This is a genomic window from Bdellovibrio sp. ArHS (assembly GCF_000786105.1).
Lineage (GTDB): Bacteria > Bdellovibrionota > Bdellovibrionia > Bdellovibrionales > Bdellovibrionaceae > Bdellovibrio.
This window is the reverse complement of record NZ_JTEV01000001.1, coordinates 103845-127051: the sequence shown is the minus strand read 5'-3', so window position 1 is coordinate 127051 and position 23207 is coordinate 103845. Positions and strand designations below refer to the sequence as shown.

Annotated in this window: 24 protein-coding genes; 18 read left to right on the top strand and 6 right to left on the bottom strand. The window is 46.1% G+C overall.

Annotated elements, in window-relative coordinates; all coding sequences use genetic code 11:
* Nucleotide 1: 1 nt before the first annotated feature.
* Complete coding sequence (locus OM95_RS00625) at nt 2–400, bottom strand: hypothetical protein (protein ID WP_041869138.1); 399 nt, start codon at nt 398–400, stop codon at nt 2–4.
* 101 nt (nt 401–501) lie between these two features.
* Nucleotides 502–1392 carry a universal stress protein gene (locus OM95_RS00620; protein WP_041869135.1) on the bottom strand — a complete coding sequence of 297 codons (891 nt, stop codon included), beginning with the start codon at nt 1390–1392 and terminating at the stop codon, nt 502–504.
* A gap of 123 nt (nt 1393–1515) precedes the next feature.
* On the opposite strand from OM95_RS00620, the gene mbhE reads away from it, so the two are divergent.
* The 14 genes from mbhE (at nt 1516) to OM95_RS00550 (ending at nt 16199) form a co-directional block, all read left to right on the top strand.
* Nucleotides 1516–4143 (top strand): hydrogen gas-evolving membrane-bound hydrogenase subunit E, encoded by a 2628-nt coding sequence (mbhE, locus tag OM95_RS00615; RefSeq protein ID WP_291515395.1) that lies wholly within the window; start codon nt 1516–1518, stop codon nt 4141–4143.
* Nucleotides 4140–4409 carry a sodium:proton antiporter gene (locus OM95_RS00610; RefSeq protein WP_291515394.1) on the top strand — a complete coding sequence of 90 codons (270 nt, stop codon included), beginning with the start codon at nt 4140–4142 and terminating at the stop codon, nt 4407–4409. The genes mbhE and OM95_RS00610 overlap by 4 nt, the downstream gene beginning before the upstream one ends.
* Entirely contained in the window at nt 4406–5863 is a 1458-nt protein-coding gene (locus OM95_RS00605) for a proton-conducting transporter membrane subunit (RefSeq protein ID WP_041869130.1), read from the top strand. Before OM95_RS00610 ends, OM95_RS00605 begins: the two co-directional genes overlap by 4 nt.
* A complete protein-coding gene (locus OM95_RS00600; RefSeq protein ID WP_041869127.1) occupies nt 5860–6198 on the top strand; it encodes a Na+/H+ antiporter subunit E in 339 nt (112 codons plus the stop codon). The genes OM95_RS00605 and OM95_RS00600 overlap by 4 nt, the downstream gene beginning before the upstream one ends.
* Nucleotides 6195–6455 (top strand): monovalent cation/H+ antiporter complex subunit F, encoded by a 261-nt coding sequence (locus OM95_RS00595; protein WP_291515393.1) that lies wholly within the window; start codon nt 6195–6197, stop codon nt 6453–6455. The genes OM95_RS00600 and OM95_RS00595 overlap by 4 nt, the downstream gene beginning before the upstream one ends.
* The gene (locus OM95_RS00590; protein WP_041869125.1) at nt 6452–6784 is read left to right on the top strand and encodes a monovalent cation/H(+) antiporter subunit G; all 333 of its coding nucleotides are present in this window, start codon (nt 6452–6454) and stop codon (nt 6782–6784) included. The genes OM95_RS00595 and OM95_RS00590 overlap by 4 nt, the downstream gene beginning before the upstream one ends.
* 495 nt (nt 6785–7279) lie before the next feature.
* Entirely contained in the window at nt 7280–7816 is a 537-nt protein-coding gene (locus tag OM95_RS00585; RefSeq protein WP_041869123.1) for a hypothetical protein, read from the top strand.
* A 31-nt stretch (nt 7817–7847) separates the two neighbouring features.
* Nucleotides 7848–10574 carry a hypothetical protein gene (locus tag OM95_RS00580; RefSeq protein ID WP_041869120.1) on the top strand — a complete coding sequence of 909 codons (2727 nt, stop codon included), beginning with the start codon at nt 7848–7850 and terminating at the stop codon, nt 10572–10574.
* Nucleotides 10571–11158 carry a hypothetical protein gene (locus OM95_RS00575; protein ID WP_041869117.1) on the top strand — a complete coding sequence of 196 codons (588 nt, stop codon included), beginning with the start codon at nt 10571–10573 and terminating at the stop codon, nt 11156–11158. Before OM95_RS00580 ends, OM95_RS00575 begins: the two co-directional genes overlap by 4 nt.
* A gap of 27 nt (nt 11159–11185) precedes the next feature.
* The gene (locus OM95_RS00570; protein WP_041869116.1) at nt 11186–12196 is read left to right on the top strand and encodes a hypothetical protein; all 1011 of its coding nucleotides are present in this window, start codon (nt 11186–11188) and stop codon (nt 12194–12196) included.
* A gap of 64 nt (nt 12197–12260) precedes the next feature.
* Entirely contained in the window at nt 12261–13835 is a 1575-nt protein-coding gene (locus OM95_RS00565) for a hypothetical protein (protein ID WP_041869115.1), read from the top strand.
* Nucleotide 13836: 1 nt separating this feature from the next.
* Entirely contained in the window at nt 13837–14595 is a 759-nt protein-coding gene (locus tag OM95_RS00560; RefSeq protein WP_041869113.1) for a hypothetical protein, read from the top strand.
* A gap of 3 nt (nt 14596–14598) precedes the next feature.
* Nucleotides 14599–15804 carry a hypothetical protein gene (locus tag OM95_RS00555; protein WP_041869111.1) on the top strand — a complete coding sequence of 402 codons (1206 nt, stop codon included), beginning with the start codon at nt 14599–14601 and terminating at the stop codon, nt 15802–15804.
* Nucleotides 15795–16199, top strand: a complete 405-nt coding sequence (locus OM95_RS00550; RefSeq protein ID WP_041869108.1) for a hypothetical protein — start codon at nt 15795–15797, stop codon at nt 16197–16199. The genes OM95_RS00555 and OM95_RS00550 overlap by 10 nt, the downstream gene beginning before the upstream one ends.
* A gap of 23 nt (nt 16200–16222) precedes the next feature.
* On the opposite strand, the gene OM95_RS00545 is transcribed toward OM95_RS00550, so the two are convergent.
* Together OM95_RS00545 and OM95_RS00540 are read right to left on the bottom strand one after the other, a co-directional pair.
* Nucleotides 16223–16627 carry a hypothetical protein gene (locus tag OM95_RS00545; protein ID WP_041869105.1) on the bottom strand — a complete coding sequence of 135 codons (405 nt, stop codon included), beginning with the start codon at nt 16625–16627 and terminating at the stop codon, nt 16223–16225.
* The gene (locus OM95_RS00540) at nt 16627–17499 is read right to left on the bottom strand and encodes a hypothetical protein (RefSeq protein ID WP_041869103.1); all 873 of its coding nucleotides are present in this window, start codon (nt 17497–17499) and stop codon (nt 16627–16629) included. Before OM95_RS00540 ends, OM95_RS00545 begins: the two co-directional genes overlap by 1 nt.
* Nucleotides 17500–17974: 475 nt before the next feature.
* Here OM95_RS00540 and OM95_RS00535 point away from each other — a divergent pair, with 475 nt between their 5' ends.
* The 3 genes from OM95_RS00535 (at nt 17975) to OM95_RS00525 (ending at nt 21128) form a co-directional block, all read left to right on the top strand.
* Complete coding sequence (locus OM95_RS00535) at nt 17975–18172, top strand: DUF2892 domain-containing protein (RefSeq protein ID WP_041869100.1); 198 nt, start codon at nt 17975–17977, stop codon at nt 18170–18172.
* Nucleotides 18173–18381: 209 nt separating this feature from the next.
* Nucleotides 18382–19803, top strand: a complete 1422-nt coding sequence (locus tag OM95_RS00530) for a hypothetical protein (protein WP_041869097.1) — start codon at nt 18382–18384, stop codon at nt 19801–19803.
* Nucleotides 19804–19976: 173 nt separating this feature from the next.
* Nucleotides 19977–21128, top strand: coding sequence for an alpha/beta hydrolase (locus OM95_RS00525; RefSeq protein WP_291515392.1), 1152 nt, complete (start codon nt 19977–19979; stop codon nt 21126–21128).
* A gap of 126 nt (nt 21129–21254) precedes the next feature.
* Here the strand turns inward: OM95_RS00525 and OM95_RS00520 are convergent, their stop codons facing one another.
* Nucleotides 21255–21707 (bottom strand): hypothetical protein, encoded by a 453-nt coding sequence (locus tag OM95_RS00520; RefSeq protein WP_041869091.1) that lies wholly within the window; start codon nt 21705–21707, stop codon nt 21255–21257.
* Between the two features lie 462 nt (nt 21708–22169).
* Between OM95_RS00520 and OM95_RS00515 the strand changes: the two genes are divergently transcribed.
* Nucleotides 22170–22874 carry a hypothetical protein gene (locus OM95_RS00515; RefSeq protein WP_041869088.1) on the top strand — a complete coding sequence of 235 codons (705 nt, stop codon included), beginning with the start codon at nt 22170–22172 and terminating at the stop codon, nt 22872–22874.
* Between the two features lie 7 nt (nt 22875–22881).
* On the opposite strand, the gene OM95_RS16965 is transcribed toward OM95_RS00515, so the two are convergent.
* A complete protein-coding gene (locus OM95_RS16965) occupies nt 22882–23106 on the bottom strand; it encodes a hypothetical protein (RefSeq protein WP_291515391.1) in 225 nt (74 codons plus the stop codon).
* Between the last annotated feature and the right edge of the window lie 101 nt (nt 23107–23207).

Genomic DNA, 23207 nt, shown 5'->3' with positions numbered 1-23207 from the left:
TTTAGGACTGGCTGCGCGGAGGTTGCCACGGCTTATCCAGTGGCAAAATAGAATGAAGCTGGGAATCTTTAAGGAAACCCAAATTGCTCGGAATCAATATTGCCGACATTTTCACTGACGCATCCGTTACTAGGACGGAACAGTGATGCATGTGACAATGACCAAAAAGACAAAAGCCCAAATCGCCACAATGCGAATCATCGGCGGGGTGGTCTTGTTCGTGAGTAAATCCATGAGCCACGCCGGCTGTGCTACCTGATTCCGTCGCTGTCACTTCGGTATGACAATGCGCCAGAGAAAGGTTCGCGAGAACGATCTGAAATGAAAAAAGCACGATTAAAACCAACAAAATCGGTTTTAAAAGAGGCTTCAGATCTGTGCGCAATGCGAAAAGCGGCATAATGACTCAACTTTACGCCTGTCAGATATCGGCGTCAAGAATTGTGGAGACCTTAACGCACAAGTCTCTTTTTGGGACTAACGGAAAGCCTGGCGACAAAATCAACTGGTTCGCAAAACTAAAAGCGGACACTTTAAATGTCCCAAAAGACTGTGGGTCGTCGACCCCCACAGAAGACGGTGCTTGATATCCCTCACCGGTGACGTTACAGCGGCGATCCAGATATTATTTTTTTCGGCGTAATTGACAATGGTATGAGCCACGCTTCGTTGCTCCTTCACGATGTCCATCGTGCATTCAATTCCGAAATTCTGCAGTTGCTGCGAGGTTTCTATTAACACACGGCGGGCCTTATCGAAGTTTGCAACCGGTCGCAATCGAGGACCTAAAAGTTTTCGTTTGCGCAAGACATGAAGCAGCTGAATTCGCGGCTGCAAAGGAGCCACGATTTTGGCGAAACGGCGCAGGGCCCTTAAACTGGGTGGTTCGGAAGCATCAACAGTCAGCAAGACTGTGGGCGGCCCGTTGAACTCTTCTTCAGGTGATACGCCGACATTGATCGCTAGCAAAGGAACGGGCGAAAGAAAAGAAGCGGTCGATGGCACGCCCCCCACGGCTCCGTGGGCAAGACTCTGATTGCTATCGACGCCTAAAATTAGAAAGTTAGTTCGTTTCTTAAAGATCCACTTCCCAATCGTGCGCACCACGTCTTCATCAGTCGAAGTGGGCGCTTCCAGAACCTGTATTTCCCGATAGGGAATTCTTTCGTGAAGCCCCGAAGCCAATGATTGTTTGATGTCTTTGATTATTTCACCTTGACGCTCGCGATAGACTTCTGAGGAAAAGGGGAAATAGCTTTTATGGACAACAGAAACAACACAAAGCTCATCCAACAACCCCTCGTTTTTAAGATGACGAAGTTGTTCACAGAAAGACTCCATAGAGGGACTTTCTCCGGCCATGGGGTTTAAGGCAATCATTCCACGTCTCATTCTTGAAGCATAACATGCTTTCGAGTCCGCCCTTTTTTTCATTCCATGTACATCAACAAAGACCAATGAACTATGACAAGAATGAAACCTGACTTTAAAACCCGAGATTAGAGATCATGACCTATGACTTGGTGGATCCTCTCTTTTTTCATCTATGCAATTCTTTCCCGCTGGATTATGCGCGCCCCGACCACAATCTGGAGAGGCCTTTTCGTTCTGCCGTTCCTTTTCACTTTCATCGAGGCGATCAGTTCTTTCTTAAATCAACAATGGCCCGAACATCGCGATGGTTTGAGCGACTTCTTCGCCTGCATCGTGATGGGCATTGGGATGTGCGTCAGTATTTATGCCGGAGCTTACTTTTCCAAGGATGATTCGAGAAGATTTTTTCCCATGCTTTTCTTCTTTACCGGAAGCATGTTGGGAATCTTATGGGTGGACAATATTTATCTGTTCTTTACTTTTTGGGAGGCCACCGCCCTTTGTTCCTTCCTTTTGATCGCTTTTCACTACGAGGACGCAGAGACCCGGAAGAGCGCACGTCAAGCCCTGATCGTGAATATGGCAGGCGGACTGTCACTTCTAACCGCTCTTCTTATTTTCAATCAGGTGACTGGAAGCACGTCCATGGATCAAATCATTCGTCATCAAGACACGCAACTCCAGAATAGTTCATTATTGATCTGGCTGATCGTGTTTGCGGCCATCACCAAGTCGGCCCAGTTTCCGTTTCATTTTTGGCTTCCCAACGCCATGAAAGCCCCCACCCCAGCGAGTTGCTTTTTACATTCGGCCACCATGGTAAAGCTGGGCGCCGTTTTGCTCGCGCGGTTTTCACCGCTGTTTCAGGAAGCCACTTTATGGATTGTTTTACTGGTCACCATCGGCGGCATCACCTCTTTGGGAGCCCTGATTATTTCGCTATTTAAAACGGACCTTAAACAACTTTTCGCCTGGACGACCGTGAGTGCACTCGGGTCTATATTTATTCTTCTGGGAATTCCGCATGAGTACTCGTGGAAATCTTTTGTGTCCTACATCTTTGCCCATAGCTGTTACAAAGCCAGTTTGTTTCTTTGCGTGGGTAACATCGATAAACAGATCGGCACTCGCAGTCTTTATAGCATCACTAATCTGATGCGGCGAATGCCCATCACCTCCTTGGCGATGGTTTTGTCATTAGGCTCGATGATAGGACTGCCCTTTACATTGGGTTTTCTGGGAAAAGAGTATTTGCTGACATCCGCTCTTCAGCTTAAAGGCGAAAACTCTTTGCTGTTAGCTGTGTTGGTCTGCACTGGGGCCCTTTCTATCGTGGTGGCCTATCGACTTTTAAAATTAATTCTGAAAAAGGATCCCCGTCCCAACAGAGGTTTGCGCGAGGCCAAATTTTCTATGTGGGCACCCGCTCTCGGCCTGGCGATGGCGGGATGGATTTCAAATTTTTTTCTAAAAGATTTTAATGACTATTTCTTGAAACCCATTGTGTCCTCTATTTTGCTAAAAAGAACCGATCTGGAACTTCAGGCTTGGACCGGTTTCAATATGGGCCTGGTCCTAAGTATCAGCTCGTTCTTATTGGCGGGATTCATTTCCTACTTTTTTATGAAACGTCTTTCACATATCGAAATCTGGCTGCGTTTTGATCAACAAAGAAAAGAAAAAAATGAAGTCTTACCCGTTCTGGCCAGTTGGGTGACGGCGATTTTCCAAAATGGAAAACTGAGCAGCTATCTGTTGTGGTTGTTTTTTCCCATTGGGATTTGGCTATTCTGGATGGCCCTGAATTTGGGAGCACCGTGGGGCTTTAACGGCCTCGATATTTCTTCGGGACCAGAACTTCTTGCGGTCGCCCTTCTTCTGGCAGGTTTGCTGGCAATTTTAAGAAGCCCGCAGGCTCTGGTACAGGTCATGGGATTGGGGTTGGTCGGATACGGAGTGGGACTTTTATTTCTTCTTTCAGAGGCCCCGGACCTGGCAATGACACAGATGACAGTCGAAACGGTGTCGCTGGTGATTTTAATCTATTTCATCATGCCGTTAAGATCGCGGTCAGTTCCTTTTACTACAGGATATCAAAGCCTAAGACTTTTGTTTACGGGTTTGTCTTTTGTGAGCATGCTTTGGCTGGTTTCAGTTCTGGAGAACGGCAAAGTGCCCTCGTTGGTATCACCATACTTTACGGAAAATGCCCTGCCCTTGGGCAAAGGTTTAAACATCGTTAACATCATCCTGGTCGACTTTAGGGCGCTGGATACCATGGGTGAAATTACCGTCTTAAGCATTGTTGCTTTGGGCTGTGTTTTTCTTTTTAGACGGCAGAAAAAATCCCCAAGTCGCTTTCACTTTTCACCGCTCATCCAGACATCGACCACATTTTTCATATTTCTTTTTGCGCTGGTTTCTTTATTTCTTCTACTGCGCGGTCATAACAACCCCGGCGGAGGTTTTGTCGGGGGTCTCATTCTGTCGATAGCTCTGATATTTCATGCTCTTGTTTTCGGTGAAGAATCCACGGCGACATTTCTTAGAGGCTCTTGCCAAAGATGGATTGTGGGCGGCTTACTTTTAAGCTTTTTCTCAGGCCTCACCCCGGTCATTGCGAAATCCCTGCCTCCGTTGACGGGCCTTTGGTGGCCAGGAACTCTTCCACTAGGTCTTCCGCTCATTTTTGATGTCGGGGTTTACTGCGTGATTGTCGGAGTCATGACCGCGATTGTTTTTAATATCAATGGAAGGACGTCATCGTGATTATTGCTCTTCTATTTGCCGCTAGTATGTGGCTTGTATTATCCAAAGACTGGCTTCGTCTAATCATAGGAATTTCTTTATTGGGTCACGCCACCAACTTGTATATTCTTAAAAGCGGGTCGCGCACTGATATCTTACCGCAGGCCTTAATACTCACAGCCATTGTTATTGGCTTGGCGATCCAAACAGTTCTTTTGGTGTTTGCCTATTTTGCACAGAGATCTGAGAAGCTGACTGACCTAGATGAAATGAAAGAGGACGAATGATAACGGTTCTTCCGGTAACGATTTCATTTCTCATGGCTTTAAGCACCCTGCTTTTGGGAAATGCCCTGAAGGCACAAAGACTGCTATCGTTCGCAGGTTCATTTATCAATCTCTGCGTCAGCATATCTATTCTTTGGAGTGTCTGGTCAACGGGACCAATACAACTGGCTTTTGGTAACTGGAGCCCGCCGTTTGGTATCGTCTTCAGAGTGGATCTATTCAGTGCCGCCCTGATCGTGGTTTCTTCATTAATTTACTTGTGCGGCGTTCTCGTCTCGATCGCCTATTGCAATCTGCGCGTTGAGAGCCGCGGATACTATCCGCTATTTCACTTTCTTATGTTGGGGATTCTGGGGGCATTCTCAACAGGAGATCTTTTTAATTTGTATGTCTGGTTTGAGATTCTTTTGATGTCTTCATTTTTTTTGGCGACGCTGCTGAAGTCCCCAAATGCCCGGTATGGTGGGTTCAAGTATGCTGTGCTGAGCGTGATTTCATCGTTCTTGTTTCTGGGAGCTGTCGCCCTTATCTATAGTGCTACAGGTACTTTAAATATTGAGCAATTAACGAAGATGCCGACACCATTTTCTGCTACATTCACTGTGGGGCTAGGCCTTTTGAGTTTTGCCTTTATGATTAAGGCGGGGCTTTTTCCGTTTTATTTTTGGCTTCCCGCCTCTTACCCCTACACGGTGACGCCAATGGCTGCGGTGTTTTCAGGACTCCTGACGAAGGTGGGATTGTACGGACTGGTCCGTCTTTTAGCTCCGCATCTTCCCGTCATCGACACCTCTTTAACATTTTTAATCCAAGCGGTAGCGTTGATCTCGATGCTTCTGGGGGCATTGGGCGCGATCTCTCAGGGTAATATGAAGAGCATCCTTTCCTTTCACATTATCTCTCAGGTGGGCTACATCGCCTTAGCCTTGGCTCTGGGGACCTCTTTAGGTTTGGCGGCCTGCATTTACTATCTTTTGCATCATATGGTTGTGAAGACCAATTTGTTTTTTATCGTCTCATATATTGAAGCGCGCGAGAAAAACAATCAGATTTCAAGAATAGGCGGTCTGTTACAAAGCGATCCCCTTTTAGCTCTCATGTTTGCCATTCCTGCACTTTCCTTGGCGGGCATTCCACCACTTTCGGGATTTTGGGCGAAAGTCTTCACCCTCAAAGCTCTTCTTGAAGCAAAAGAAGTCCTGGGCGTTCTGTTTAGCCTGAGCGTCAGTCTTCTAACTATGATGTCGATGTTGAAAATTTGGCTGGGCGTGTTTTTTAAACCTTCGCCACACTTTAGCCAATATCCAAAACCTCGTAGTTGGAAGTACTTCGTCGTGCCTCTTCTCATTCTGAATTTCTGGACCGTACTGATGGGGCTTTATGCCAATGAGGTATTTGTAGTCGCACAAAGTATTGCCGCCGAACTTCATCCTGAACGGAAGAATCCTTTATGAAAAAAATTAGAATCTCTATGGAAATTGCCATTTTTTTTGTACACGATTTTTTTATTGCAGTCCTTCATGTGGCGGCCGCTCTCTTTCGCTCAAATGAACATTTGCAACCGGTCATTGTGCGTATGCCGACTCGCCTGAAGAATCACCGGGCTCTGTGGATACTATCGTTCATAATTTCTCTGACACCGGGATCGCTGGTCGTGGACATCTCGCGGGACCAGGCGATTTTGTACATTCACTTCTTTCATGCCCCTCGACCCGAAGACGCACTCAAAACACTCAAAAGCCGTTATGAGGAACGACTTTTAGAACTGTTTCAACAAAGGAACTCATGATGATCACTGCTCTCTCGATCATTCTTTTCGCCGCATTAATTCTTGGTTGCCTGCGTTTGCTTTTAGGTCCCTCCCGAGCTGATCGAGCAATCGTTTTCGATCTGTTGACGGCAATTCTTATTGCCGTCACAGTAATTATCGCTATCGCGTTGGACGATGTCAGGGCCATGAGCTTGGTGATCGTTCTTTCAATTCTTTCTTTTATAGGCACGTCCCTTTTTGCCTACCATATCGAAAAGACCAAGGAGACCGAATGAACTTCCTTGCCGACTTTGTATTACTCTTAGGTGCCATCGCAATACTGTTAGCCGCCTTAGGAGCTATTAAATTTCCCGATACTTTAACCCGCATCGCTGCGATCACAAAGGCATCGACACTCGGTGCCGTCTGCTTCTGTTTGGGCGGTGCTTTGTATTTTTCTGAACTTGAAGTCGTATTGTTATTGCTAGCATCTTCACTCATCCTCGCACTGGGAATTCCGGTGAGTTCTCATCTGATCAGTCGCAGTCGAGTGCGTGAAGGCTCGAAAATTCATCCGCTTTTTTTACGTCGCAACGATCACGAAAAAGATTTTATCGAGAAGTAATATCTTAAAAACTCAACATGAAACACTTTAGAAAAGAAGAGAGAAACTCAGCTTTCATAAAGAGAAAACATCATTTATCCCCTAATCCCCGAGTGGATGAATCATGGGATCACCATAAAAATGTTCTCTGACTAGAACAATGACATGTAAGAAAATCACGACGTAGAAAAAGCACAACAAGTGCAATTTCATTTTATGAAATTACACGTTCGAGCAGACACACTCGAAAGCAATTCCTTAAGATAACAAACACTTAAATTCGTAAACAAACAATATCGTATTCACTCTGTAAAAACTGATATTGCGAATGAATATCGCACTAAAAAATTGCGCTCCCATCGTTTGATCGTGGGAGAACTAAGAATTTAAAAACATAGTTAAAAAGACTCTTTTAAAAAATCGCAAACTCGTTTACAAACAGCATCGATTGAAAACACATGAACGTCATCGGTACCTAGAGAGAATCCTTTGCCGTCTGCAACCACGGAGTTATTCATGACTAAGAACCTTTTGAAATTAACATTGGTGTCGCTCATTCTTGCGACAAGTGGCGCTCACGCTGACGAATTTGACGGCGGCAGCCCCGAGTATGATCCTCGTCCCAATCCCCATTATTCTGAAACCGAAATTCAAAGAAAAATTGAAAACGAAATGGCTGTTGCTTGCCGTGGCAATCTTTGTTCTATCGTAGGCACCGACAGCGCGGGTTCTGGCTGGACAGTCAGCTTCCAAGTTGGTTACGGCAACACTCCGAATGGTACTGGTAACAACTTCTACATCGGCGATAGCCAAAACGGCAATCAGAACAACAGTGACTACTACGCAGGTATCACTGTCACTTACAAAAATTATGTTTGTAATTCCACTTTGCGTGTAACACCTTCCGTGTATCGCTTCGTAAACACTTACATGTACAACATGGTTAACACCGACGGTTCTACTAAGCGTAACTTTTCTCCGGCGGATCAAACTGTGATTTTGTTCTACACGACAATGTTGAACAAAGTAGATAACTGCAAGCCAACGAACTAACAACCCAGCTACGCAACTTGAACGAGGACGCATGAAGAAACTTATTGCGCTTATCATACTGATTGGAACTTCTGCTCCGGCCCTCAGTCCGGCGCAGCAAATTCCGGCGCATCAGACCAGTCTTCTGAGTCCTTTGCCTTTTACCAACCGTGCACAATGCGCTCTGGATTCAGAGAAGCCCACGACTTCCATCTTCGTGATGATTGACGGCTATAATGCTGCGAAAGTGGCAAACTCTGTGGCTAAACTTTCCGGACAAGACACGGCGGCCTTTTCCGCCAAGGCGATGAAAGAGTTCCGACTCTCTGTTGCCTACATGACGTTAAATATTATGAACAAGATGGTGCGCGGCTACCTGCCGGTATTACCAGCCAACTTGAAGGCCGCTTCTCTTCCGAGATATCTTCAGGTTTCGCGTGCCTGCGAACAGTCCAAAGGGGCAGCCTGCACGGGTCTTCAAGACTATTTAAGCCAACTTTGGCAGAATGCTGGCAATCGCTCTGCCATCTTGTCGATGGATGGCTTCACCAGCGCGAACTTTCCTCTTCACTCATCTAAAGATCGCTTAGGTTGCTACTACGTTAAAAAGTTTTCAGCGCTGCAAGGGCACCTCCACAATGCGGAAGTGACGGCGGCAAATCTTCAAGACATTGCCTTGGCCTACATGAACGAGGCGGATTACATCACGAGTTGCTTTGACACCGATGATTCGCTAAGCAATCGTTTCGTCACCCTACAATTGGACTGGGCGACAAATCCGAAGTCTTTGGACATTCAGGGCTTCGACTTCTGGAACAGTTTAAAGATCTACATGTCCTGGGCGTGGAGACACACTAACGAGCTTGAGGTGATGAGTCCAACCTTTGGAAAGCTCTTTAAATCGATCGCCTTAGAAGAAGCCGTTCTTTATACGCCCAATGGCTGCCGCAGTATGACGGCACCGTCGTGCGACAACCAATATCTTTCTATCAACAGTCTGCGTGAGCTCGCCAAAGCCAGTGGCGGCAATAACAATGAATTTTTCGATACTGTTCCCGTAGGAACAGATGCTGAGCTCTTAGAAAAGGGAGTTCGCGGAGTGAATAATGACTTCTTAGGAACTCAATCCTTCGATAAGGCCGAAGAGTGGCTAGGAAGTTTTAGAAAAAACCTGATTCAGTCTCGCGGTATAATGAAAAATAAATACCAGTCCGCGATCACTCACTTAAATTTGCTTCAAGATCAGTTAGGCGTTCAAGGGCTCACGACCCTGGTTCAAACCGCAATACAAAATGAAGGCTCTTCCGACCAGGTCATGAATGAACTGTACTATATGTGTACTGAAATTCGTCTTGCTGGTGATGAAACGCTGGACTTTTTAAAGACGGACATCGAGCGCATTGCGCAGTTAAAAAACCTGACGCAAATGCCTTATTCTGAAAAACGGTCACTGCCAGAGCATGTAAACTTCTTCAAAGAAGTCTCATCACGCATCCTTCCACTATGCAACGAGCTAGAAAAAACCAACTTCTGGAATAAATCAGGCTATACCGTTAACAAGCAAGGCTTCGCCCCTTGGGCGAAGGACATGTTGCAAATCACTGGAAACGAAGAGTCTGGTGAGAAGTTTGTGCCGGCCACGTTTTCGGGAATGCCGCTTCTTTCCTGGAAGACTCAAACGGGGTCTTCCTCCGCAAATCAGGTTATTTGTTACAACTCTATCGACTGCACCCGTCTTTTGATCAAGAGCATGGTGGATCTTTATGCCGTATCCACGTATGCCGACGCTTTGATTCCTTTAGCGGGGAAATCCTCGGACCCCAATCTTTTCAACCCTTATTCAGAGTTGAAAACCTGCAAGATGTACGATCCCTGGTTTCAGACACAAAGAATGAATAAAGTGTTCATGGCCGATCTTGCCAACACCGCACTTTTCGGCTGGAACATTCTTCCGATTTACATCGACGTCAACTACAAAGCCCCGCGTGTGGCGTCCTTCAAACAGTTAGTTCAGGATGGCACCATCAAGTTTGACCCGCGTTTTGAGAAATCAAAGATCCAAACTTCCGTAGTTGCCGACTTCGGTCCTTTGGTCGGCGCCCCTTGTGCTGTTTCATTAAATAACAATGGTCTTCGGACCTTTAACTTCTACGCCTTTTCCGGCATCACTTTGAATTATTGTGATAGCAAACAGCAGACGGAAGTCATTTCGAACAATCCAAGCGATTTCGCCAATGGAAAAGAAAATGCCCGCTCATTCTGCGGCGGCTGCACGATGAACTTCATGGCCGTCGCCGGAGCATCGACATCTTCCTTCGGCGTGATCAATCCGGCGAAGTTCGTGGTCTATATTGTCCGAGCTTTTCAGAAGTTCTTCAACGCGAAGAAAGACAAAGTGAATATTCCCAAGTCTTGGAACGTGAACGCCGCTTACGCTGCTGAAGTCTATAAAAAATATGGACAGATCCCTTCCCACTGTGTGGAGCAATTAGGTAAAGGCCTGCGCTGCTTCAGCGACACTTGTGCGGCGAAAGCAGCGGCTATCTTTGAAGAGACATTTAATACAAGAGTGCATTCCGTCTATATCGTCGACGACAATCAAGAGCGCGGTTATATTTCTGACAGCTCCCCGCGCGAGGCGTGGATTCGCTCCGATCTATGTAAAGGCGATAGTATTGTACGCTTCACCTGCAACGAACGTAAGCTCGAGGATACGAAAGTTCACTCGATGCGCGGCTTTCATAAGTCCTGCCGTCAGGCGATTGGAGACCGCTCATGAAGATCGTACTCGCTCTTATTATTGCCATCCTCAGTACATCCGTAAGTCACGCGTGGTCCATGAGCTCTCAGGTAAGAGTCAGCCCCACAGGACAGTTTCAGGATAGTGTCACTCTCTACTGCCGTCCCGACGAGGCTCTTTGCAAAAACGTCTGCAATGATGCGAACTCTTGCTGGAAAGAGCAGGAAGTTTGCTTCAATTGCCTTGGGATGGCCAACAATGTCTTGCGCACGGTTTTCACCGAGTTGGAGCGTCTGTATAGAAACACAAGACAAGTCATTGAGGTGAAAGATGTTGAGAAAGTGTTCCGCAAAGACCATGTCTTCATCGCGGCACGAAGTATCTACAACTTCTACATGGATTTAAATAAGGATGAGGTTCAAACCTTGTTTCAAAGTCTTTGCCCGACCCACAGTGCGCAGCCTTTGGTAGTTCTGGGTAAGAACTCAAACAATGAACCGGTGCAGATCAAATACATCATTTGCGAAGGCAACGGACAGTATAACCAGGACATGTATGTTCTGGAATATGCGCCTCAGACTCAAATTGGAAACGGAAACTTAAAATTAAACAATAAACCTTAACGGTACGTTAGCTCAAAAGGAGAAATTATGACTAACTTTATGAAACTTGCTGCAGCGGCAATGCTTTTTATCGCTGCTCAAAATGCGAACGCAATCTCTTTGCGTTTCAAATTCAAAACTTTCAGCTCTGGCCCAGACATCTATGCGTGTAACGCAGGTCTTCGCCACCAAGCTTCTCAACACAAAGTGTGCTACTTCGAAGACACAACGACGGCTTGTACTCCACAAGAGTGTAACGGTACGACTTGTAACACTCGTTGCGTTTGTACTAACGACAATGGTGGTGAGTACCTTATGGATTACATGAAAGGTTCATACAGCACTTGGAACCAATCTACTGTTGCTTGGAACCAAACTTGGACTTCAACAACAGCTCAAGCAGGTCAAGGTACCTACAACACACTTGTTCCTCATGCTGACGCTTTCAAAAACAGAATTAAAGAGTTGAGCTTCAATCTTGGTTCTGAACTTTACGGCGCTGAGTACTTCGTAGACGTGTGCTATCGTGGCCCACAAATTGAGTACTTCGAAGACGGTGTTACTGCAAACTGGGGCCTTCAAGCTCAAGCAACGGCTACTGACTTCATCGCAAACGCAGTTAATGGCGGCGACAACACTCAAGACGGTTTGACTATGAACCCAACTGGCATCAAGTACACAACTTTGGCTGGTTTGAAAGTTCAAGCGATCACAGTGTGTGACCTTCAAGGTATGGGTCAAATCCAGAAGTCTCGCAACAATTCAGGTTCTTACAACACGCTTGATAATGAAGCGACATTCTCTAACTGGAATTCTCCACTTCAAGCATCTGGCGACTTCTACACTAAATCAAATCAAGTTCAAATCAACTCAGTTGCTAACTTGATCAATGCGACTATCGATAGCAGCACAAAAGCTCCTCGCTTCTGCCGCATTCGTTACATCTTCTCTGAAACTGACGGCGCTGCAGGTTCACAAGTTTTGAACAAAAACTTGAGAAAATGGCAACGTCACGGTGCAGAGCTTTGCACATACACTAAAATTGAAGAATCTCTTTAATTTTAGTTTTTAGGATCTTCGTGGAGAGCCTGCCTGGGCTCTCCTTTGAAAAGGAAGAAGGAATATGAAATCGTTAAATACCAAATCGATCTTTCTTTTAGGAGCTTTCCTACTTATGGCGGGCGAGGCGATCGCCTGCCGTACGACGCGTGACTTGAAACACAGTTTCGTTATCGACTTTGCCCAAACACCCGCTATTCGCCCCTATGGCGACGGCAGCAATTCGACAATTCTTCCCCAAATGGTCGAAAAGTGCACCGAGAGTGCCGGAAAATTTCTGATGCTGAGCAAGGGCATTTTCATGCCGACTCAAGTATCCGACGTTGCAGATATTTTTCTTGATGGAGATATTCCCAAGCCAAACCTTTGCCGTATAGACAGCCCCGTCTTTGCAAAGGGTGTGGATTTCGATCAAAAGAAATCTCTGGTTCTGCGCCAACAGAACTTTCTTAAACAATGTACCTATATTTCTGTCGCGGAATTAAATGGCCGCCCGCTTCGCTATAAGTTTGAACAGCCGCGCTGTAAAGTGAGCAACCAAGGCCCTAGCATCGTGCAACTTGAAGGAGACTACTGCTTCTTAAACATCAATCCAAGCTACAACTTGGCCATCTCACTGGGCGTGAAACCCGAATGCCTTCACATTGAGAAAATGCAGGAGTTGGGTCTTGAGTTCGGAGACATCGAAGCAGCCTTGAATACTTATGTTACGGGTGATGATACGGGCTTATCCACAGAAGTGGATCCGATCGGCTCGTCCCGCTATCGATATACTTTCCAAGCGCAAGAATCGATGTTGAAACTGAGCGAAGACTTGGGACCTGATGCTCCCCGTTTTCCTGATACTTATAATGTCGAACTGAATATGGGCGACCTGCAATTTTCGCCAGCAGGTGAGCAGCGTTTAGACCTGAACATGTATATTTCCGTCGACAACTTTCACAAATCTGTGTGCAAAGATGGTCTTTGTGTCAATCCATCGAATTACAATGTTCCCGTTGCCGCCGAGGTCGAGATCTTTAAAGTGGAATCATCCGGCAAACTTAGTTTTGTCGATGGCTGGTCCACCGGCGGAATCGCTCAAGGAAGCTGGCAGGGGCTTTTACGCTTGCCTCAACAATCCATTGATGGTGCTAGTTTTGAAAAAGGTCAGGCTTATAAAGTGGTCGTGACGATGATTGATCCCTTTGAAGATTTCTATATCTTCTTGAACCGCGCCGAACAACTTCTAGTGGATTTAAAGGGCGCCAATGGCGTGGCTGGTTTGGATTCAATTCCTGCTCTAAACTCTTTGCATCTGCTCCCTCACCTGCCAAATTTATTGGGACTGCCGAATATCACTTCCAATGACATTAACGGAGATCTGGCAACATCCCTGGCCTTCTTTAAACAGCTAGGCGCGACTCGCTTGTGGCCGACTTTTTACGGAAATCTATGCGACCCGACGCATGGACAGTGTTTCCAGGCCAGCAAACAGAAATTCTGGAATCGTTTTACGACAACATTCACTGTCGGAGATCTTGATGAGCAGGGAACGTTCAAGCTTGAGAACATCCGTGTGGTGAAAGAGTCTCCGAACAAAGTGATCATGGATAAAAAAATTAAAAACCTTCCGCGGTACACTTGTGAGCCTTTCTAAAATGAAACCATTTCTAATAAGCTTCATTTTGATCTTTTCAGCCTCTTCGGTTTTCGCTCAGCAAGCCGGTGTGAATGCGGCTTCAACATCTGAAGACATCTACGCATGCAATCTGAGTTTGAATGCCGTTCCCACCGATAATCCGGTCGGAAAAATCATGGGCTCTTTGATCTGGGAAGATCTGACAGTTTCGGAAAACTCTATCAATAGAACGCGTTCCGGTGGCTATGTTCTTAGTGACGAAACTTCGGCCATTTTTGATTCCTCAGGCCAATGGAATGCGGCCATTAATAATTTGAAGCTTTCTTTTTCAACCGAGCAGATGGGCGTAGGTTACAACGTCCACGTCTGTTATGTCGGTCCGACAGAAAAGAAAAACGGTCGCAACGATCAATCTGAACAGGTCTACACAATCGCCAACTCGGTCTATCACTCGTTGCAGGATTATGCGAAGTTTGCGCAACTTTACTATCGGACGATCACACGCTGTGACTTGCGCGGTTTGGGCTCGCAGTCTTCGGCTCGTCCAAAAAACCAACGTCGCCCCTCTGGCGAAATGGAAGTTGACTACACCTACGCCTCCAATTGGGCGGCCTTTGATGGCTCTTACAAGGAAACCATCGCGGTTTTAAATAGCAATCGCCCCAAGAATACGCCGCGCTTCTGTGAAGTGATTTTTCAATTTAAAGAAGGTAGCACGGAAGCTCGTCCTAATGATCTTAAGTACACCGAAGTCAATCTTGGTGTCGACGTTTACTAGAAGGTGGCTTCGTTGCGCACTCTTTTAAGCCTGTTCTTTCTAATAACGACAAGCATGGCCCACGCCAAAGTGTGGCAGGCCGTGAATGCGTGGGATGAACACTACGAGAGCCTTTATTCTGAATGGGTGCAGGAAAATTATAAGTATAATATTTTCTCCAACCCTTCCAGCCCCTGGTATGGCATCGCCACGGACTGCGCTGATGCCGTTTATGCGGTTCGTATTATCTTCGCTTACGAAAACGCCCTCCCCGTTGCGTTCACCAACATTGAAAACATGCGTCCCACCCTGACAAACACAATGTCGAACTGGGATCACTTGCCGGAAAAGCAACGCCTGCGTGCCTTCATCAACCAGGTGTCCTATCTGACGAGTACAAAAACTTTGGGCTATGACACTTATCCGATTAAAATCGATCGTACGATCTTTCGCCCGGGTGTCATTTTTCTAAATCCCGCTTTGACCCGCGAAGAAGAAAACATCGTTGGTACCCGAGGGGGGCACGCGGAAATCGTGACGGAAATTGAAGAGAACGGATATATTCGTACACTTTATTCGACAACACCCATGAAAGTCCGAGATCTTATCACCACTCGCAATCCCTACTCGTGGCCCCTGAGTCGCCTGGGTGGATATCGCGCCTGGAAAACCGCAGCCCCCAAACCCTTTATAAGCAATGAGCAGTTTTCTATGGCGGATTGGCGCGAGAATGTGGCGCCGACGCGCAAGCAGATTTACCAGTGGCATGAAAGCATTCGTAAAATCTTACGCGTAAGACCGCCCACTGTGGATGAACGCATTGATGTTGTCGTGGAAAGTATCTGCAATCTTTGGCAAGGTCGTGTTCTGGCCGTCAGCGCCGCTTGGGACAGCATTCAAAATAATGGAGGCCGTTGTCTTTCAGCGAGCCTCATGGATGAACACTCGACTCATAAACGAGATGCCCGCCTGCGCGAGGCCTATGGTCAATTGAACGATCTGACTTACTGGAAGAAACAAAACTATCCCGCTGATGAAAATACAGATGGTTCAATCCGAGATGCCAAAGAGGTTTTGCGACGTTGCCAGGTAATAACCGGAGTCGCAAACACAGATGCCTGGGAACTGTTTCTCAAGATGATTGATGGCCACTTAAGTCCCGATGCTGCTTGGCACCCGGCCGTCCGTTGGGGAGAGACCTCCCCGCAAAGAGGTGTTCGATGTCGCTAATTTCTGCTTTAACAATGACCTGCCTGGTTTATGGACCCGCCGAGACGAGTGAGAACCTAAACCTTTACAAAATACTTCAGCCCCTGCAAATCAGTGAGGGCACTCTTCGCACGACGTCTTTGAATCAAAATTCTGAAGTAGAGCACTTGGAATTTAAAATTATTCAAGACAACTCCGAGGCCTGCCCTGGCGCCGTGGTCGCGAAGGACCGCAAAGGCCACTTGGCCGCGCTGAAAGGACTTTACACAGGTCCGGCAGGATACACCAAAGGAGCTCTTCTTTTTGAAGATAAGGATGGCGTTGTTTTTCGTGCTCTTATTGCTTGCCCGGAAGTTACTTTAAATCCCACCTGCGAGACAACGTGGGAGCCCGTCGAAGGCTGGGAAGTCCTCTGACAGAAAGAACTTCCCAGTAAGAATTATTTTTTAGCGCGCTTTTGAATTTGCTCAGGACCAATCAGAATCAGATCCTCTTTCAATGGAAATTCCGAACCGATATAATCACGCTTTTTTGCACTGAACGTTGCAAAATCTACGTTCATCTCTGTTGCACGATACAGCTCTTCCGGAGTCGTGACATTCGGGCCTACGCCGGGCTCTTTGATGATCGTCACTTCAAAGGTATCTGTATCATCATCATAGTGAGAGATCTCAATCTCAGTCCCCTTCATGATTTTTAAAGCTTCCAACTCGGCTTGCGAAGGGCTGCGATTTTCTTTGGCTTCTTTTTTGGGCGCTGCCACTTCTTTGGTGGGAGCTTTATCCACAGCCAGAGCAAATGCTGAAATCAAAAGTGTTAGAACTATAGCAGTGAAAGACTTCATTATTTTGCTCCTTGTTTCTTAGTTGAAGAACCCTTTGTCGATCCGCCCGTGGCCGATTTTGTCGAGTACTTGCTATTACCGCCATACTTCGATGACGAAACTCCATTGGCACGAGCTGCGGCGACGGCAGCGGCTTCGGGTTCACAGGAAGCCGGGCGCTCCATACCAGAGTTGTCACTACATTTGGAAGCACGGGCGCCACCAAAGTAATTATAAACTAACGATCCGATTCCGAGAGTTTTCATAACGGTCGACAAATCTTCATAGTTTACTCCGGTGCAACCCCACGTATTGGAGGTTCCTGCTGGGCTTGTACCGTGAATCACAACACCCCGCTGCCCCAGACTGTCTTGCCCCGAAAGACCCGCCATTCCCAAAGAATTGGAACTATTATAGCGTGCCCCATTGTGAACCGCGGTCAAGTGAAATCCTGGCGGTGTTTTACGCGAGTTCTCAGTACTGCAGGCCTCAAGACGGCCGCTGCGGTCTGCACCAACCCCCCAACTGATCGGAAAGCCTTTTACACAGTTCCCTTCCTGATCAAATATGTACATGGTCGGTTTGCCATCGCCGGAATAGTCGTTGATGGCGATCATTTTACCTGGGGATAACCGTGCATAAGAACAGGTCTGCGTGAATTTCTTTGCTTCCGCAAACGCCGATTTTACTTGCGAAGGAACAGAGCCACACCCGCCTCCCGCACTAGAATATGAGGGCGATGAGGAATACGACGAGTAATAAGTGTCTCGCGCACTGTTTGAATTAATATCATTGCTTTCTATGATTTTTGAGGGACGACCGAACAAGGCGGCTGCTTGGGTTTGTGAATAACCGAGTAGCAACGCCGACAGAACAATAAGATAACGCGCCATGATTCTCTCTTTGTTAAAGTGGACCCGAATAAGATTTAGATTCTTAAATTCTAACGAAGAAACACATAAGGTCAACTTACGAGGGTTTGAAGGCTGCAATCTCGAAAAGAGATTTTTTTGATAATACTAGTGTATCGTCAGAAAAACCGCTCTGAAAGGCACTTTATTTTGTTATCATTGCCGGCCTGGCCTTTTATTAAATTTTTCAACTTCTTTCATTTTCTTCACTAGGTCGTCTCAAATTAAGTCATGGAAAAAGGGACCGCCCTTGGATTGTAACAATAATCTATACCTTTCAACGGGGATCAACCGGCCGCCCGCGAGGACATTATTTTTTGAATCATGATCCAGCACATGGTCTTCCACCCATCGACAATGTTACTTTGGACTTGCGTCGCCAACCAGAGGGCGACTGCGGACGCAGCATTTGCTTCGCACGATTTTTTTGTGCAACAATGATTTAAAGAGGAAACACATGAAAAAGAATATTCATCCCGTTGAAAGAATTATTCGCATCGTCCTTGGCGCTGCTTTGACTTCCTTGGCCTTTTGGGGACCCGCAAACCCGTGGTTCTTATTAGGACTAGTTCCCCTTATCACTGGTCTTTTAGGGTGGTGCCCACCTTATGCGTTGTTGGGTATTAACACGTGCAGATTGGGAAAAAAGGGATAAGATCGACTGCTACCAGCAAAGGCTTTGCAATCTCTGAGCGAACACATTCCCTATCGTTTTTTTAATCCTTGAAACTACAAAAAAAAGCAGCTTGTAAGGTGATACGGTTTTAAAGTATCACCTTCTCGGTTTGCTCGGCGAAGATCTTCTTCTATTGTGTCTCTTCTTCGACTTCGGGCAAATAAAAACTCTTTCAAGGAATAGGCTCGATGTTTAAAAAGCTAAGTCCACAAATTTTCGTAATCGCCTTAAGCGCCCTTCTTCCTTTCAATAATAGCTTTGGCGCGGTCTTTGGTCCTCCCTTTCATTTTAAAGACGGTCAGTCGCACGAACGAAAAGACATCAAGAAAAAAATCAAATCCTTCCGCGTGCAGACGTCGCGCAATCCACTTCCTTCGCTGGTCTATGTTGAAACAAGTGATGTGAAGCTTGTGATGTTCACGGAAATAGCGGAAATGCTGGAACGAACGACACAGCCTGATTGGTCTGTCGTTCCCTCGCCTTACGAAAGAAGTTGCCAGGCGCATCTTCAAAAAAATCACTTTGCTGTTCCGGCTTTGGCGTCCTTTGAACCTCGCTGCGTGAATATTAACAGTCAGTTGGCAGCCTTCTTTTCTTCAGAAAGTCTGAAAAGTTGCCGCTACACTTATTTGCCGGAAGCTTTCGTCGAAGAGCGCGCGCCTGGGTCCGTTCGCGAGGAAGACCTTGAAAATCTAGAAGGTCTTTTGGCAGTTCCGCTGGAGGCTCTTCGTAGAATCCCGTCGCCGACCAATCTAATGACCCCAGAACAGAAAAATCAACTTCGTGAAATTATCGTTAAAGTACGAGCCCAAAAGTTACGAGGCCTTGTGGCTGCCGAAAGAACTCGCTTAGAGGGCGTGCTGTCATCTCTTGAAATGACCGACGGATGTTATGCAGAGGATGATAGAAAACTTATTTACACAAAGATCCACGACCTTTATCAGGAAGTGACTCAAGCAGGAAATTATATTCAAAACCTCGAGACCCAAGGACAAGCACAAGCCCTTGCGGACTCGCAAAGAATAAGAAATGCTGGCAAACAACGAGCTACGCTTCCATTTCCTACACTGACGGACAAGGATCGTCAGTTTATCTCGATGTATCTGGGTGGCATTTACTGGCGCATGCGTGGCGGCGGTTTGGTTTCCGAGCCGCAAGGCACTCAAAAAACTCGTTATTGGTACAATTATCTACCGATGAAAATGATCGGCTACATCAATGGCGGCTCTGACGGAGAAGAGGCCGGTCAACTGATGTTCCTGCAAATCTTCCAAGGCTGGGGTGAGTGGATGGACATGGGCCGCACGGCCGGAGGAAATGATGCTTACTACGACCTTACCTATATGACTGATCGAGGCGTCGATCAGGTAAAACCTCTGATGAGTTCGCTCGCGCTAAAAGGCTATGAATCGGCCGATCTTGCCATTGGTGGAATGCAGATGGGTGTTTGTTATTATTTCGCTTGGGATCGCCTTCCCCGATTCCTTTTAGGTGCCGATCTTACGGCTCCTTACGCCGGGTTTATTGATGGCCCTACAGCAGTGGGCGAACTTTGCACGGGAGCTTCCATCTCTTTAGGTCTGAGCAAAACCCTTCTTAATGGAAAATAGCAGGCGCGACCAGCCCTGCTATTTTCTTCATTTTGAAACACCAGGGACCTTTTGCCTGTTTCAAAATAAACAAATAGTAAATTATTTTAAGTTTAAACAGCTTTTTGATTAAGTTCGTAAGCGGGTTCTCCGAAACATCTCCTGGTGTTTACCAAGACATTAAAGGAGAACGAATGAGACTCTCGATTTTTTGCACGATGTTCGCGTTAGTTGTTGGAGGTCTGAGTCATGAGGCCTACGCCCATGGCTCTTCCGCTAGCTTTGATCTAGTCCCTTTTAAAACCATCGCTCTATCCAGCGCCCCCAGTATCACAATTCCTATTTACAAGAGTTCAGGGCATCACGGTCCTGCGATTCTTTTGGTGCACGGCAATTCTTCTTCCAGTCGATCTTATGTGAAGCAGATCTTGGGTTCCTTGGGTGTTCATCGAAAGATTTTTGCTTTGGATTTACCTGGGTATGGCCAATCCGGAAAAATGCCTGTTCACCTTCCCTTGCCCGTCGATGCTCAAGGTTTACCCCTTGGATTTCCTCAATACCAAAGTGGTCTTGTCGAGGCGATCAGTTTGGTGGCCAACGACGCGGCTGTTAACGCCGAGGTCGTCGTGGGCTGGAGCTTGGGAGGAGATTTAACGCTTCTGACACAAGGCTTGGGACTTCTTCCCAATGTGAAAGGCATCATGATGTTTGGAACGGCTCCGGCGGGGGCGCAATCCCCTGCGGGCATTCAACCCTTTAAAGAACCTAACATTCCCGGTCTGCCATTCACGCTGGGAATCCTTCCCTCTTTCGGTTTCGCTTTCCAAATGAACCCTGCGGCTCTTTATGGCTTTGATTTGGGTGCAAGCTTCTTGGACCCCGTGCCCGCTTATGCACCCGCGCCTATTAATCAAGCGCCGAATGTTGGTACGGCTTATGTCAGAGCTTTCTTTAAAGAGAGCACTCGCTTGAGCGGTCAAGTTCCTTGGATCTTCTATGAAGATGGAATGTATCGTGCCGACGCGCGAGCTCGTGCTTCTTTGGGTGCTATTGTTTTGGGATTTGCTCCCCAAGGGCCCATCGCCTTCCCTGATGAGATTCAAGTTCTTCAGAATCTGGCGGGCTCACCTGCGACCAGCGCGGACGATATCAAGATTGCTGTCCTGCATGGAGAAGAAGATGCCTTCGTCAATTTGGACTATTTAAAGGCGTTAAAAACGAACGGACTTTTGCCAACACTGTGGAAAAATAAAATCCATGTGATCAAAGATGCGGGACATGCGCCTCATTTTGAAAGACCGGCAAAGTTTAATCATCTGTTGGATGGGTTTGTTCGGGATTTGTGAGATTGCAGAGGGATCTTAGGCGGTCCTCTGGCGGTCAGGTTGGAACGCTGCTGATTCGAATGATTAAGAAAAAACCCCGTAGTTATTTTTAATTACGGGGCTTCGTTTTACTATAGTTTGTAACAACTATTTAACTAGGCAGTCTTTGGAAATTAACAGAGGACCTTCCATCGAAATATCGATGGAGGAAATAGATCCTTCTGCCATCGCGACGCCAGGTTTTATATCCTGCAAACTTTTAAGATCCGCAGTGATGGTTACGCTTTGCTCTTTAGATACGCCACCGGTGGCGCTAAACGCAGAAATGGAAGAAACAACTTGAAGTTTGTCTTTGATAATCTTTAAAGAAGATTTTTTTGTTGGACTAAGTTCTACTGATAAAACTTTATTTCCTGCAACTTCAGAAACCAAGGTCGATTCTGAAGTCGCCCCATTGGCATAAGTATATTGTGTAAAACTTAACTTGAAGGGGCCATTTAAATAAACGACAGAACATTTTTTAACCGGTGACGCCGCCAACGAGTTTAAAGACATCAGTCCAATACTTGCGATTGTTAATAAAGCCTTTACTGCTTTCATTTATTATTCCTTTTCATTAATTTGGTAGTTCCAAAATATTATAAGAACGTGGGAACAGCATTTCGAGGTAAGGCTATAGTTTAGAGAAGCAACGCAACACAATGCCTTCGCGTGAAAGTACTCGTTATAGCGCTCGTTTTCGCGATAGAGCGACGGTGTTTTTACGTGATTGGGAACTTTCTACTTGGGGATGGGGAATCCTGGGGCTGTGGGATGTTGTTGGATGTTTGTGGTTGAAGTGATGATTTTGGTTGGTTTGGTTGTTTGGGGTAAGACAGGAAAAATGGGGTGAATATCGACGCCATTCTGATTTTCAATCAGTTAGGCCTGCCTCCCTACGACTGAAAAAAAATGCGCCTTTTCGACGCCCAGTCTTTCACGAAAAAGCTCTAATTATATCCTCTGCATAAGATTCTTTGTTTTTATTAGACCAAACAAATTTCAATATACTACTATTATAACATGTTCAATGTAATACAAGCCTCAAGTCAAATTAGAGCCGAAGTCGAAAAACTTAAAATATTTCTTCATCTGATGTTTATTGAGTTTTGCACCCAAAAATGGGGGAAAGCAGCTATTCTTGCGGGTATCACCCTACTCGTAGCAGAAAATAAGAATTGGCTCTTAGAACTTGCTAACAATAATAGATTCATCTTTCTATTTCTTTTCTTTGTTCTTTACTGGCTTCGTTTCTATCTCGCAGAACTTATTCCAAAAAGCTCAGCTCAAGAAACAACTCTGCACCACACGAATCTAAAAAAGATAAAGGAAGATACTAAGATTGCAGTCACGCTTTATGAAGATGCACAGATGCTCGGAGGAGGCTTCAGAGTTCATTGGTCATTTGTACACCGTCTAAGGGCCATACCACTCGTAATTTTACAATCATATACCTTAAGCGAGCAATTTAGAAATCGCACACCTCAGTTAGAACTTAAATATGAGCCTCATGAAGGATCTAAAAGTAAGCTTGAATTTTCACTACACTTCAATATTGCCGGATTTGGCGGAAAGAGTTATCAAGCGCTGACCCTTGAAGACGTATTTGATTCCCTAGATTTGTCAGTCGACGCCAGACCATTCTCTCCTGAAAGCTTTTATGGCAGAACGATTCACATCTTCTCTGTCAAAGCGAAACAGCACAAATATCTTAAGATACTTTGTTAATCTGAGCTTAACGAGACTGCGTATTTAAAGAGCACATTTCCTCCTCAATAATGGCAGTGATCACCCAATCAAGACCATACTCACACCCATGGCCCGGCACTAATCTCATAAGATCATCCGAATGACATGACTTATCGACACCAGATGGAGCTTGCTGATAGCAAGAGTAGCAGAATGGAATTGTACGCTTAAGGGCGAAATTTCTAAGTTGTTGTTTCATTTCTGAGTTCATATTGCCTCCTGTTTTGTTATTTTCCCTGTTTCGAGGTTCCTTCACCAAAGGCTCAGGAACCTTGAAAAGGGAAAAGCGAACGCAGGCAGAGACCCCCGCCC

Coding starts and splice junctions, on each gene's coding strand:
- OM95_RS00625 (WP_041869138.1), bottom strand. CDS start 400: ATGCCGCTTTTCGCATTGCGCACAGATCTGAAGCCTCTTTTAAAACCG.
- OM95_RS00620 (WP_041869135.1), bottom strand. CDS start 1,392: ATGAGACGTGGAATGATTGCCTTAAACCCCATGGCCGGAGAAAGTCCC.
- mbhE (WP_291515395.1), top strand. CDS start 1,516: ATGACTTGGTGGATCCTCTCTTTTTTCATCTATGCAATTCTTTCCCGC.
- OM95_RS00605 (WP_041869130.1), top strand. CDS start 4,406: ATGATAACGGTTCTTCCGGTAACGATTTCATTTCTCATGGCTTTAAGC.
- OM95_RS00600 (WP_041869127.1), top strand. CDS start 5,860: ATGAAAAAAATTAGAATCTCTATGGAAATTGCCATTTTTTTTGTACAC.
- OM95_RS00595 (WP_291515393.1), top strand. CDS start 6,195: ATGATGATCACTGCTCTCTCGATCATTCTTTTCGCCGCATTAATTCTT.
- OM95_RS00590 (WP_041869125.1), top strand. CDS start 6,452: ATGAACTTCCTTGCCGACTTTGTATTACTCTTAGGTGCCATCGCAATA.
- OM95_RS00585 (WP_041869123.1), top strand. CDS start 7,280: ATGACTAAGAACCTTTTGAAATTAACATTGGTGTCGCTCATTCTTGCG.
- OM95_RS00580 (WP_041869120.1), top strand. CDS start 7,848: ATGAAGAAACTTATTGCGCTTATCATACTGATTGGAACTTCTGCTCCG.
- OM95_RS00575 (WP_041869117.1), top strand. CDS start 10,571: ATGAAGATCGTACTCGCTCTTATTATTGCCATCCTCAGTACATCCGTA.
- OM95_RS00570 (WP_041869116.1), top strand. CDS start 11,186: ATGACTAACTTTATGAAACTTGCTGCAGCGGCAATGCTTTTTATCGCT.
- OM95_RS00565 (WP_041869115.1), top strand. CDS start 12,261: ATGAAATCGTTAAATACCAAATCGATCTTTCTTTTAGGAGCTTTCCTA.
- OM95_RS00560 (WP_041869113.1), top strand. CDS start 13,837: ATGAAACCATTTCTAATAAGCTTCATTTTGATCTTTTCAGCCTCTTCG.
- OM95_RS00550 (WP_041869108.1), top strand. CDS start 15,795: ATGTCGCTAATTTCTGCTTTAACAATGACCTGCCTGGTTTATGGACCC.
- OM95_RS00545 (WP_041869105.1), bottom strand. CDS start 16,627: ATGAAGTCTTTCACTGCTATAGTTCTAACACTTTTGATTTCAGCATTT.
- OM95_RS00540 (WP_041869103.1), bottom strand. CDS start 17,499: ATGGCGCGTTATCTTATTGTTCTGTCGGCGTTGCTACTCGGTTATTCA.
- OM95_RS00535 (WP_041869100.1), top strand. CDS start 17,975: ATGAAAAAGAATATTCATCCCGTTGAAAGAATTATTCGCATCGTCCTT.
- OM95_RS00530 (WP_041869097.1), top strand. CDS start 18,382: ATGTTTAAAAAGCTAAGTCCACAAATTTTCGTAATCGCCTTAAGCGCC.
- OM95_RS00525 (WP_291515392.1), top strand. CDS start 19,977: ATGAGACTCTCGATTTTTTGCACGATGTTCGCGTTAGTTGTTGGAGGT.
- OM95_RS00520 (WP_041869091.1), bottom strand. CDS start 21,707: ATGAAAGCAGTAAAGGCTTTATTAACAATCGCAAGTATTGGACTGATG.
- OM95_RS00515 (WP_041869088.1), top strand. CDS start 22,170: ATGTTCAATGTAATACAAGCCTCAAGTCAAATTAGAGCCGAAGTCGAA.
- OM95_RS16965 (WP_291515391.1), bottom strand. CDS start 23,106: ATGAACTCAGAAATGAAACAACAACTTAGAAATTTCGCCCTTAAGCGT.